The sequence below is a fragment of the Paenibacillus pedocola genome, assembly GCF_031599675.1.
GTDB classification, from domain to species: domain Bacteria; phylum Bacillota; class Bacilli; order Paenibacillales; family Paenibacillaceae; genus Paenibacillus_AQ; species Paenibacillus_AQ pedocola.
In genome coordinates, this window is sequence record NZ_CP134223.1 from 6002286 (window position 1) to 6015429 (window position 13144).

7 protein-coding genes are annotated in these 13144 nt (G+C 46.0%); all 7 read right to left on the reverse strand.

Translation table 11 applies throughout. The annotated features are described in order from the left end of the window. Positions 1-44: 44 nt before the first annotated feature. Entirely contained in the window at positions 45-2855 is a 2811-nt protein-coding gene (locus QU597_RS26685; protein WP_310830526.1) for an Ig-like domain-containing protein, read from the reverse strand. Between the two features lie 512 nt (positions 2856-3367). Then, positions 3368-3709 (reverse strand): hypothetical protein, encoded by a 342-nt coding sequence (locus QU597_RS26690; protein ID WP_054942279.1) that lies wholly within the window; start codon positions 3707-3709, stop codon positions 3368-3370. A gap of 150 nt (positions 3710-3859) precedes the next feature. Next, a complete protein-coding gene (locus tag QU597_RS26695; protein ID WP_310830527.1) occupies positions 3860-7804 on the reverse strand; it encodes an S-layer homology domain-containing protein in 3945 nt (1314 codons plus the stop codon). Between the two features lie 165 nt (positions 7805-7969). Beyond that, entirely contained in the window at positions 7970-9097 is a 1128-nt protein-coding gene (locus QU597_RS26700; protein WP_054942280.1) for a glycosyltransferase family 4 protein, read from the reverse strand. A 113-nt stretch (positions 9098-9210) separates the two neighbouring features. Beyond that, the gene (locus QU597_RS26705; RefSeq protein WP_370656218.1) at positions 9211-9975 is read right to left on the reverse strand and encodes a WecB/TagA/CpsF family glycosyltransferase; all 765 of its coding nucleotides are present in this window, start codon (positions 9973-9975) and stop codon (positions 9211-9213) included. Continuing rightward, on the reverse strand, positions 9976-11124 hold the full coding sequence (gene csaB, locus QU597_RS26710; RefSeq protein WP_310830529.1) for a polysaccharide pyruvyl transferase CsaB: 1149 nt from the start codon (positions 11122-11124) through the stop codon (positions 9976-9978). It lies immediately after the preceding gene. Then, on the reverse strand, positions 11100-13136 hold the full coding sequence (locus QU597_RS26715; RefSeq protein ID WP_310830530.1) for a DUF5693 family protein: 2037 nt from the start codon (positions 13134-13136) through the stop codon (positions 11100-11102). Before QU597_RS26715 ends, csaB begins: the two co-directional genes overlap by 25 nt. Positions 13137-13144: the final 8 nt, after the last annotated feature.

Here is a 13144-nt window from a genome sequence, read left to right on the forward strand (position 1 = left end):
GAATAGCCTCCGAAGAGGCTATTCTGGGCTTCGGTAAAACCGAATTACTTAACTGTGATAGTAACGCTGTTGTCGATAACGTTGCCAGTACCATCTTTGATATTGGAGTTGTCAGCAACTGTTACAGAAATCGAGTTAACATAAGCAGCACTCAGGTCAAGTGCAGTTGCACTTGCAGAAGTGTAGGCAATGATTTCGCCAGCTTGAACGCCTGCAGTACCGTTAGTTTCGAAGTACAGTACATCTGCGCCGTTGTAAGTGCTCTTGAGTGGAGTAACAGTCAAGAAGTACTTGCTACCGGAGCCAGAAGCTACAGTTACAGCGCCTTTAGCTTCAACACCGTTAATTTTAACAACGAAGTTCGATCCAGCCGGAGCGCTTACGGATTCACTGAAGTTAACAATCAACTTCGTGGAATCATCAACAGATACGGAAGCGGAAGCCAGCTTAGGAGCAACACCATCAGCCAGAGCGATTCCCTGTGCAAGCTTAGGAGTAATTGTGTTACCTACGGAATCTTGGATACCGGTAATCAAGAAGTCATAACCCTTAGAAGCGCTGATTCCGCTTGTTGGGATATAAACTTTAACTACCAGATTATCAGCTGCTGTACCACTGTAGTTAGTAGTTACATAAGAACCAGCTGGCAGTGCTTTTGCATCCAATGTGTAGTTATTGATGTTAGTTACAGTGCTAAGGTTCAAACCGTTAGCGTCTTGGATTGTGTAAGTGATTACTTGATCCGATCCGCTTGGAGTTGTTACAGTTGGGCTGCTCACGAACACCGGCTGGCTGGAGTCTGTAGTGGTAGTAGCAGTGATGGCTACAGAGTGTACAGATGCAGCATTACCGTTAGTTTGTGCTGATTTGTCTTTAACCAGGCTAGCTGGCAGACGCAGAGTGTAGTTACCAGCTGTAAAGCCAGTTACATTGTTGAATGTTACAACGCCATCAGTATTCGAGTAAGTAGCAGTTGCAACTGATACAGTCTTCGAAACGCCTGTGGAGTCATTGATCAGTGTGAAGCCAGTTCCTACAACATTAACGTTTTCGGAGAACTTCACAACCAGACCAGTAGATCCATAAGTAACGCTAGCTACAGTAGGAGCTACAGTGTCCTTAGTGAAAGTAACAGCCTGAGTTGAAGTTGCAGTTGTTGCATTACCCAGAAGGTCTCTAATTCCGGCAGCAATGGTTACAGTTCCGTTGAATACGCCATTAGACCAAGCTGGTGTAGCTGCAGTAGTCAAAGTAAATGTTTTGCTGTCGCTTCCTGCGGAAGGAAGAAGCTGACCTTGGCTAACACCGCTAGCGTTCAGCAATGTGAACACACCGTTCAGGGAGTTGATGTCAACAGCTTTGCTGAATACAACTTTGATTGTGTTTTCGCCGGATACAGCGAAGCTAGTGATTGTTGGAAGTTCAACATCGGCTACTACAGTTACAGTAGTCTTTGTTGGGTTAGGTGCGATGTAGTTTCCAGCGAAGTCTTTAACGTTCAGGAACGAAACGTCGTAAGTTTTGCCAGTAACCAGAGTTGTCGAAGTAGTCAATACCAATTCGTCAAGGCTGGATCCAGTTGTTGCAGGAGCGGATACGCCATCAACGTAAGCGATAGTGCCAGCTTGAACTGGTTCGCTGAATTTAACAGTAACTTTGTTGGTAGTTGCTTTAGCTGTGGAAGTTACGGATACGATTGTTGGTGCAGCAGTATCAGCAACAGTAATCAGCTGTGTGTAAGGAGTAAGAGCAACACCAGTGTCAGTCTTAACCGATTTAGTTACAGTTACAGTGTATTGACCTTTGAAGTATTCGTTTCCTGCTGGAGTCAGAGTCAACTCAGTTTTGTCGGAAGACAATACAGCATTGGCTGTGTTGATGTTAACTGTTTGAGCATCTGTCAAGTAAGTAACAGCAACTACACCGTCAACCAAAGTATTATCGGATGCGATAACAGTGCTGGAATCCAGAGCACGGTTGAATTTAACAACCAGCTGTTTGGAGTTTGGAGTAGTTACGGAAACTACTTTAGGAGCTGCCAAAGTTACTTTAACACCTGCATAGTCAAAGCCTTTGTATTTGAACGTAGGAATTGTTGTTTCTACGCCTTCAACCAGGGCTGTTGTCAATGTCAGTGTAGTAGTTGTTTTGTCAGCGAAAGTTACCAACACAGTTGTTGGAGTCAATGCTTCTGCGCCAGAAACAGCTACTTTAGTTGTCAGGTTGTCAACTGCATAAGCTGCTTCTACTACCAAAGAGCGAGTAGCGTTAGCTTTGAAGTTGGTGCCTTGAGCAACCAGACCAGCGTTGATAACTGCTTGTGCATAGCCTTTAGCCCATGCAGATGCGGAGTTATCAGTTGTTGCCGGAGTTTCCAGTTTCAAAGCGCGGAACAATACAGCCGCTACTTCTTCAACTGTTACTTTACCGTTGTAGTCGAAGATACCTTTAACAGTATCTTTACCTTGCATCAAGTTTGCTGCAGTAACAGCTTCGATGTAAGGAACAGCCCAGTTAGTAGCTGTGTAACCTTTGTCTTTGTAAGACAATTTACCAGTTACTTCTGTAAGGCCGAACAATTTAGTAACGATCTTAGCGAACTCTGCACGAGTCAGATCTTTTTCAAGGTGAGCTTGACCATCTGGGTATCCGTTAAGAACACCTTTAGCTGCCAAAGCATCAAATTTTGCTTGTGGAGTTGTTGCAGTTTCACCAAACGCTACAGAGGCAAACATCGAGAATGCCATTGCTGTAGATAATGCTACGGATAAAATTTTCTTCATAACCTTTTTTTCTCCTCCTTGGACGTTCATGAACTGAGATTTTTCTTTAGTTGGGTAGCTCATGTCACTCATTAGCCGATGCACCCCCTTTCCCGAGTTGAGCATATTAAGTATAAATAATGTCTGTGACGGGTATCACAGAAACTTGTAAACAGGTTTAAGGCATAGTTATACTAGATTCCTAATTCTACCTAAGTATTATACAATGTGCCTCAAGTCACGTAAAGCTAATTTTTCCATTCGGCATTGCCCTACCTCTTAAGGTTATTAAGCAAATGCCTGGTGTAAATGACTCTACACCTTAAACGCAGGAGTTCCGGAAAAGTTGCGCTTTGTTCAAAAATAATTTTTAAACCGCTGTATCCCGCTCCCCGTTCCAATAGAAGATAGATATGTATGTTCTACTAACTATTGTTAATGTTGGGTTGCTACGGGAATTAGTATAGCATGGAGGTTTCGTGACGTCATTAAGCAATATTTGTTAAGTAAATAAACAAAATTCCCCTTTTTCAAACTATCCCCCTTCCTCATCCTGGAAAATAAAAAAGCGCCGATCCCGGCGCTTTTCTTATATAACATATAAACTAACGGATCTTCATCGATAGTTGAATCAATTCCTGGCGTTTCTCAGGACTGGCATTTACATTCTCGTACATGGCATCAATCGCCTCACGGTTCTCGCGGTAGGTCTTCTCATGTTTAATTGTGGTATGGGACCACTCAATCAAGGCATTCTCAGCGATAACAAGATCATTGTATGCATCATGGAATCCTGTAGCTTGTACAAGCTCTTCCATTACCTCTTGTGTAATCTCCTGCAACGCCCGTTTCGCGGCGATCTCTCTTTCCAAAACTTTTGCTCTATTCTCAAACAAATTCTTTGCTTTCGTGTAATCCAATTGCGCTTTTGATAAAATCGGTTTCATCGATGGCTTTCACCTTTCAGAAAAAATTATTTTCTAAATTATTGTAACGTAAAACAGTGCAGATTACAAAGTTAATGTCGATGGCATATATTTTCATTAAAAAGAACAGGCCCGCGAACAGTTTCGCGGACCTGTCGTTCTATTGTTACATTAATTGAAGGTTTTCGGGAAGATGCTCGTACTCTTTTGCAAGAGTGACACAGCAATCTTTCCGGCTTCCGCTCTAGTCAGCTTGCCCTTCGGATTGAAATTATATACCGGTTTAGTTTGGCCCGTAATTGTCACTGCACTGCCTGTCATGATTTTGGCTTTAGACACTGCATCTATGGCTGGTCTGGAGTAAAAGTCCATACTTCCCGAATCCACAAACGACTTGGTAAGAGTGGTCAGAAGCTTGTCATCGTTGAGCGCCATTTTAAGCTTCAGGGCTCTTGCAATCATCACGGCCGCCTGTTCTCTTGTTAACGGCTGATCCGGGCCGAAGAACCCATCGCTTAAGCCTGTTATGATACCTGCTCTTGCAGCGGTCTCAATATGTTTGAAGTCCCATGTTGTCGAAACTGCCTCCGGCACAATATCAAAGAAGGTTTGCTGACTATTATTGTAGCTTAAAGGGATATTCAGCCCTTTTACCAGCAGAGTAGCAAATTCACCACGTGTAGTCGTATCATCGGCTCCAAATTGATCGAACCTAAGATTTTTCATAATTCCCTTGGAGTACAATCCGTTAAGGATATTTCTTGCCCATGGGTGATTCGTGATGTCTGTATATCCACGGCGGAGCTTCATTACTGTGTAATACCCAAATTGATCAAAAGCTACAGTAATAGTATGTTTCTTCGTATCGACCTCGCCGCCAATGTTCTCCCATTGTCCTGAGTCCGTATACCGGTACACTGTTATCGTTGATCCAACTTCATCCACAATATTGGGACTAAACGTAAGGGTCAGTTTTCCACGCTGTGAAGGAACAATTTTGCGTTCGGCTTCAATTTGTGTGAAATTACCTTCTACCGAGTATGGTGCAATACCATTCGTAGCCGGTTTATAAAGTGCAGTGCCCTTAGTTCCTTTTTCCCCAAGACCCCCGCTGATCCAGTAAATGTCGGATACACGTGAGAAGTTATTGGTTTCTACTGTAGAGTTAAACCGCAATACCAAATCAGAAGGAATTAGCAATGTGCTTTGACCTCCTGGTGTGCGGGCATCTGCATCTACGTTGATCGTGTTGCCATAATCGTTTTTACGTTCAACAACACCATCTACCGGATCTGCAATCCCGAATAGCAGCTTGGTATCAGGATAGTACTTTGCCGCGCCGGAACTAGTGTTGCCTTTCATTAGAGTACCCTTTGGAAACGAAAGCTCGAGTCCTTTGTTAAACACACTATATTTAGCCGCAACCTTTTCAGCCATGAATTGCGTGTCCACTTGAACGGCACTTGCGTAATAGACGGTGATTGTATCATTTATGGTTGCCGAAGCACGAACAATCTGGATTTTTATTGTAGTTGCTTTATCTGGTTTCAAACCTACATAATCCAGCGTAAATCTGTTCGGCAAATCTGTACGTGGCACAGCTTCATACTTATCAATTAAAACCTTTGTTGCCCCTTCAGCTTCAATATCAAAACGGACAAAGTTCTTATTGACAACAATCTGTTTCCCAACCGTTTCTACTGGAGATAAGATGCGGTATGGAGAGACTTCACGCTCTACCTCCAAACGTTGATTCGTGCGAGCACCGGTTTCATTGATTAATTCCAGATTGTATACAATACTTCCCGCGGTTTCCGCCGGAATATCCATGATCCGCAGAATGAAATCTGTGCTGCTGCCCACAAAATCATAGTAGTAGGTCTTTCCTCTGTAAGTGAACTGCGTTGGCCCTGCTTTGGCAGAGGTTGTACCCAGAATCGTATTATCCAGGGAAAGGAACAGTTCAGACCCTTGGTACAGGTTAAGCTTATTCGCTGCTCCCCCTCTGAGTACCAAATCGTAGCTGGTTTGGCTGGTGACATACTTTTCGTCCTTATAGATGAACTCAGAAGTCAATCCAAGGATATCGTTAAGCTCTTTATCCGTATAGTCCTTAATATTCGTATGGCTAAGCGCAGCTCTGCCTTTAGGCAGCTTGGGATGGAATTGTGACAGGTTGGATACATTGGTATCTACAATATAGATTTTCAGTTCCTTGCGTATTTCCCTCTTGTTACCCACATTGTCCATGGAGGTCCCGGTGAATACAATTTTATTCTCTCCATATACGAGGGGGCCCGAAGCAGAAATATTCAATACAAATGAGAATTTCGGGTCAGTCGTCGGATTAAATTTATCAGTAGGCTGTAGTGCTGGATTCAGTTTATCATTTGAAGTTCCGTTAACGAAAAATTGGGCATTGCTGATATTCTCGAACCCGATATATTCACCTGATACTAACATAGTATTTGCAGCACTAGCTGAACTAAATGTGTAGGTCTGGCCATCATTTAAGTTAGCTACATAAATATAGTTCTTAGAGACATAAGCAATGTCTGCATTATAGAAGGATTGTGAGCCTGAAAATTGAAATTTCACCTTCTGTTGTCCGTTGGAGAAGCCAACAACTTTATAGACAGCCTCATTGGAACCGAGGTTGTCAAGGTTAGTTTGTAGCTCTAGCTTCAGCGATGCACCCAAAGGGAGGTAAGAACCCAATAAAGTTGAGGGTGCCGTGCTTGATTTCACCATAATGAAAAAGTCAGGCGTTTCAACTTCAGCACCGTTTAAAGGAAGCTTAGATAATGTTTTAGCGTCAATTCTACCTGTAGAAACTTCTTTATAACCTGAAAGGTAGTACATATCCGTAATGACGTTTTCACCCGCCAAGAACTTATAGGTTTCTTTGACCGATGTTGTATAAGTCCCGTATTTAATACCGACGATTACATTGGAAGTCCCCGCAGTAAGCGCGAATGGATTGGTAGTCTGGAATGTGATTAGGCGATATTGGGGCGTTACGCCATCCGGAGCCGGGATGATGATTTCTTTTTGTGCGGTTGTACCGGGCGTTGTACTAAATGTACCGTCTGAGTTAATCGTATAGGACTCCAGTACATCGATTGGAACGACCACATCGTTAATTTTAACTTCATGATCCGCTTCAAATGACTTGGTGCTGGCGTTATAAGGCAATAGTACCTGTCCCATAATCTTGGCTGTGGTATCTTTAGCTGTTAGGGTAGGGATATTATCCAAAATACTATAAGCTTTGTATACGGGTGTTGTCAGCGTTGAATCACCGTGGGTAATTTGCAGATCGGTAAATGGCTTGTTGGTGTCAAAGTAATACACCGAACGTTTGATTGAAATGGAGTCGGCTGCATTCTGCACTACAATGTCCAGCGTATTTTCCCCAGACTTCAAAGTTAGAGCCGGTGTGAAAAAGGTTCCATCCTCAAGAAGCGAGGTTTGTAGTGAAGAGCCGCCGTTAAGGGACACGCCTACCTTGGTAGCATTCGTAACATTACCTTGGAGCGTGATCTGCTGGTTAGGTACAACAACCTTTGTACCTTCATTTAAATTAATGGCAGTGGGTCCACCACCAAGTACTTGAAGAGACGAAATGTAAGGGACCTTGTCGTAAAGTACATAAAACGATTCGGAGCGTTGTAAGGAGCCTTGCATCCCTGAGAAAGTAACTTTATTATATCCTGCAAAGAGGGTTAGGCCACTTGCAATAAACCGGTTATCCGGGTTTACTATGTCCGTAGTTACCGCTCCAGTAGTAGTATGGGTATCATCTGTAACCCATTTCCCCCCACTCTGCGTCATCTGTTGCACAGTGACCTTCATAGTGGAAGCAGTTACCTGTGCATAGGTACCCGTTATGGAGAAGTTGGGAGCACTTGTCTTATATACAGTATTTCTTGTGATTGCTGTTGCACCAGTGACCGCTGTTTGGTCAAGACTTGCTGTATTCCGCAGCGTGAGATCATCCGGACTGAAGTAGGTCGTGGTTGCTGCCGCTGCTTGCGGCGTGTATTTACCAGGAAACATGGAAACGATCAGAGCCGCCAGCAGCAGCCAAACGAATGCTCTCTTAAAGCGTAACATGTGTTATATCTCTCCTTTGAGTATATGTTCTCGATATTCTTCACTTTGTTCTTTATCGGTCATAGCGGCAATTTTTTTTAGGAATACAATAAAAAAGCTCATCCTAAAAAGGATGAGCTTTGTAAATTAAAGGAATATAATAGCATATCACAGTGTTTAGCGCTTTTATGACTTGGATCCGCGCTCCGGACTAACCTTCATTCGCATTCTTAGCAGAAAGTCAATTAAAGGCCGTTTGGTCTTACTGATGACGCCGGTAATTTCAGCACCAATCTGCAGGAAGAACAGCATAACGCAGATGACTACGAAGGTTACCCAGTTCGCTTCATAGAGTGAAGCGGACGTTTGAATAACAGCCAGTACTCCGAAGAAAGCAGCAATGCCATAAATGATGAGAACCGTTTGACGATGACTGAACCCAAGTTCACGCAGGCAGTGATGCAGATGCCCTTTGTCAGGTGCAAAGATAGGTTTCTTCTGCAGCTTGCGGCGGACAATGGCGAAGAATGTATCCGATAAAGGAACTCCAATGATCAGGAGTGGAGTAATAAAGGACACGACCGCAATTTGTTTAAATCCTAGCAGCGCCAAGAGTGCCAGACAGAAGCCTAAGAACAGTGAGCCTGTATCGCCCATGAAGATTTTTGCCGGGTGAAAGTTGAAGAACAGAAAACCCAGTATACTGCCAAGCAACAGCAGGCACAGGAGTGCAACCATCGTATTGCCCATCAAAAATGCCATAACAGCGATTGTTGCAATTGCAATTCCGGATACACCGGCAGCAAGCCCGTCCAACCCGTCGATCAGGTTAACGGCATTAGTGACACCGACAATCCAGAAGATCGTCAGCGGAACAGCGATCCAGCTCTCCAGTGAGGAATACGTATTGTTAAAAGGAATATTCACGAAATCAACAGTAATGCCAAACCCGAAAACTACGATGCAGGCTGCGGCAATTTGGCCCAGCAGCTTCACTTTTGCTGAAAGCTCGAACCGGTCATCAAATCCCCCGATAAGAACGATCAGTCCGCCGCCGCACAGCAGCGCTTTGATGAAGTTAGCCTCCCGCGGAGTAAAATCGTAAGGAATAATTGGCAATACGGCAAGCAGGCCTAACACAAACGCCAGAAATATACCTAGCCCACCAAGGCGGGGCATTATCTTCGTATGCACCTTACGGGCATTCGGCACATCTGTAGCACCAATCTTAATAGCGAATTTCTTCACCAGTGGCGTCAACAGGAGCGCAAGTCCCATGCACACAACAAATCCGGCGATGTATATAATTAACATTTGAAAAGTCGACCCCCATTTCTCTACCGCATTGAATTATACGCTGAACTAAAAGTAAATTCCAATTCCGTTTTTAGGCTGTTGTTCGGATTTTTCCGGTAAATTCACGCTTTTCACTGAACTTTTGTCACTTTATCTTTCTCACGCACCACTTTTACTGCGAATTTCGGCAGCGCAAGCATTCTTTTGTATCGGGTCGGCTCTTTGAGAAGCCGATATAACCACTCTGCCCGGAGTTTCTGGAAAGCTTTAGGAGCCCGTTTGCTTTTGCCTGAGATCACATCAAAGCTCCCGCCCACCCCCATCATCACAGGAATATTCAGCCGGGACTTGTACTTGGCTATCCACGGTTCCTGGCTGTCTGCACCTCTGGCGACAAAAAGCAGGTCTGGCTGAGAGCGGGTAATATCCGCAATAATCTCCTCGTCTGCTTCCGGTCCAAAGTAACCATCCCGGTAGCCGGATATTACGATACGCGGATATTGAGTTTGTAACCTTGAAGCGGTCTCGCGAATCACATCCGGTGCAGAACCGAGAAGATAGACCCTCCAGTTATAGATTTCGCCTTGGCGCAGCAATTCATGTAAAAGATCAAATCCTGCTACACGCTCAGCCACAGGCTCTTTGCAATATTCCGCTGCCCAGACAACACCCGTTCCGTCTGGGACGACCAGTTCTGCTGACTTCATAATCTCCATATAGGCCGGATTATCCAGTGCAGTCATAACCATGATGGGATTGGCCGTAATCACCTGATGCGGCTCCCGGTTACGTACAGCCTCGGTCAAATAGGAAACCGTAGCTTTCATGTCGACTTTGGATACCCTTATACCAAAAATTGGAACAGTGGGCAAAACACTATCTGCTTTCACGTTCAATCATCCTTTACGGCGGAAATATTCGGTAATCTGCCGGGCCGGAGCCTCGGCTGCTTCAACTAAGGCTGCGATTAACGGCTCCCGCTCCCGTTTCCATGCTTCTTGTTTTTCTAAAAGATGCAGAATTTCAGCCGCAACCATGCTGCCTTCCAGTGTTTGGGTCGATCCTACCGGCGTGCAGCGGATTCGCTCCAGGAAATGGTCAATCTTGGGGTCGTAGGAGATACCCATTAGAGGCACACGTCTGCCGGCAGCGTAGATCAGGCTGTGCAGGCGCATACCGATCAGAGCGTCACACTCCGCAACCTCACGCAGCATCTGCTGGGGATGAAGCGCATCCTCACACAGACTAACTGCTCCTCCAAGCGCTGCTATCTTCTTCTCCAGCTTCTGTATCACATATCTTGAGGCTTCATTGTCTAGCGGATGGTGAAAAGGCAGGAACCGCAAGTGAAGCGGCGCTTCGGCACAGGCTTGAACCAGCCCTTCAGCGATCGCATCCAGCTCCCGCCGCGATTCCTCCCAATACCGCACTGATACGCCTACAGTATTCAGTGCAGAAGCTGAGTGATTAGGAGATTGAGGATCCAGGGCTAGCGTCCCGGGTGCCCCTGGAAGCTCCAGACCCATAACAGGGTCGGGAACAACCTCAATCTTACTCCCGTCAAGTCCCATACTTTCCAGCAGCAGACGGGACTTCTCGTCCCGTACAGACACATAGACACATTTGCGGAATACGGATTTGATCAAAGGATGGAACAGCTTCCGGTTCACCGGGCCGATGCCTTGGGCATAAATAAAGGTCGGCTTACCCAGCCACTGGGCCAGTTTGACTATGCCCAGGTAATAAGGAATGGTTTTGCTGCTTGTTACATCCTGCAGCAGACTACCTCCTCCGCTGATCAGTCCGTCACTTTCCGATATAGCACGCCGGACCTCGCCCAGCTTCATCCGGTGGACAGATTTCACCCCATACGTGGCGGTCGTCCATTCCGGATCTATGGATAACACAATAGGTTCAATAGTGATGCCGGCAGCCTGAGACTGCTTCTGCAAGGCGTTTAGAATAGACTGCAGTACCGCCTCGTCCCCGCTGTTACGGAAACCGTAGTAGCCGGATATGATTATTTTCTGAGCAGTGGCGACCATCGTTTCCAACACCCTTCCGCAATCTGCCATACTAAGGCGGCGATAAGACCAATGATTAAGCCAAGTCCCAAGCCAAGCCCTCCGCGGATGACTGAGATTAATGCCGGAGTATGAATATGGGCGAAAGTATCGACCATCGATAGCTGGCCAATCACCGCGACAATCATGATAAAGGCAGCGTTCCGGTACTTATAGGCCATAAAGGCTCCCAGAATAAACAGCGGGTGGGCAAGCAGGAATTCCTTATTCCGAGGCCGCACGCCGACTGTATTCTCCAGGAAGGTACGGAACGACATTTCAAGCGAGCTTACACTGCCGCCGTTGCCGGTACGGCTTAAGTAATACATTCCCATCACGCCAAGAACACCGGCTGCAATGACCCAGGCAAGCGTAATTGGGGTACGCAGGAGGTTGCCTGTTTTGTTAAACGCAAACTCTCCGCGATATAAGAGTACATAAAGCCCGGTCAGGGCAATTGGAGCCAAATGCAGCAGGCTGACGCCGCGGAACTGATTGAGCACCAGACTGTAGGTAATATTGTTTAGCAGTGCGATGACAAAAGGTACGGCACTCAGCGAGATAAGAGCAGTCTTTATATAAAGCACCAGACTATGCGCCAATCGGCGCCCCGGGCTCATAACCACATAAGTTAGTGTACTCTTCCGCAGCGGCGGGCCTTGTTCATTGATTTTGCGGACGGCCAGCACCGTTGCAACCGTTGGGGCACTGATCGCCACGGCAAGTGCCAGCGCCTGTTCAAAGAGCTCCGGCTTCAGCAGCATCAGCCCTGCGCTTCCAACCAGACCCAGTGCCCAAGCCGCAAGGGTGAGCAAAGGAATGAAGTAGGAGACAAGAAGGGCAACCATGGATACGGCGCCAATCACAGCTCCCAGCTTAAAGTAACGCTGATAAGAGGAATCGACAACTTCAAAAGCCGTAGCCTGACCCAGAGTAAAGCCGTTATCTTCGATTTTCTTCACTGCCCCATCCGGGCCGCTAAGGCTGGTTACCAGGTTGTCCAAGGTGTCGGTAACCTGAGCCTTGGAGGTATCCCGTGATGGAATGGTATTGAGATAGATCATCCGGATATTACGGTCCTTAGTGGCCAGCGCAAAGCGGTCAGCGATTACTTCCGGAGATAGTCCGGAATCACCTTCGCTGAGAGAATACAGCCGGGTCACATTATAATCGAGCAGATAAGCCAGTCTATTAAATCCTTTTTGCTGTACTTTAATGTTCTCAATTGCAGCAATTCCCATTCCGCGTTCCTTAAGAAGATCTGCGAATGCAGAGAGGCTGCTTTCGGAAGCATCATCATTAAATCCCTTAACCGATTCCCCTTCAAAAAGAATCCGTTTAACTCCAAGCTCCTGATAACGATCCAGCAGCTTCGTAACAGCCTCCTGGTTGTATGTTAAAGAATCAACCAGTCGGGGCACAATATTAAAGCCTTTCTCATGCAGCATTTCCAGATTAAACGGGTCCGGCTGCAGCGGCTTCAGTGTTGCGTCCTCCAGCGGAGTTTTGATGATAAGCCCCTGCTGTCCGCGGAAGCTCCAGTTTTCAGTTGCGATATCAAGGCGATTGAAGGCTTCCTGTATGATCGGCGCGAGCACCGAACTATTCTCCGTGCTCGTAAAGAGGACGTATGTATAGTTCTCATTTTCCGGAATCACCGTGTCTGTCAAATTTGCAATGTCAGCCGCGCCCCATAACATCAGGCGGCGGGTTTTGCGGTAATCCTCAAGCGTACTCTCATAAATGGCCATACTCTGCACACCGGCATCCTTCAAGCGGTCAAGCTGCTCAGATATATAGTCCTTAGGATTTACGCGGTAGCTGGCTACCTCTACGAGATCACGATAATCAAATACAAATTCAACCGTCTTGGAAGACTTCTCCGTCTGCAGGCGGTCGTATACAACCGGGAGAGCGGCCAAAACACCAATCACCACGAGTATCCATAACCACTTGCGCGAAGCTATATTCCATCGTTGCCATTTCTGCTGCACCAAAAGTA

What these genes read in the sequence shown, in the direction of transcription:
- csaB (WP_310830529.1), bottom strand. Translation starts at nt 11,124, where the DNA reads ATGGTCGCCACTGCTCAGAAAATAATCATATCCGGCTACTACGGTTTC.
- QU597_RS26700 (WP_054942280.1), bottom strand. Translation starts at nt 9,097, where the DNA reads ATGTTAATTATATACATCGCCGGATTTGTTGTGTGCATGGGACTTGCG.
- QU597_RS26695 (WP_310830527.1), bottom strand. Translation starts at nt 7,804, where the DNA reads ATGTTACGCTTTAAGAGAGCATTCGTTTGGCTGCTGCTGGCGGCTCTG.
- QU597_RS26685 (WP_310830526.1), bottom strand. Translation starts at nt 2,855, where the DNA reads ATGAGTGACATGAGCTACCCAACTAAAGAAAAATCTCAGTTCATGAAC.
- QU597_RS26690 (WP_054942279.1), bottom strand. Translation starts at nt 3,709, where the DNA reads ATGAAACCGATTTTATCAAAAGCGCAATTGGATTACACGAAAGCAAAG.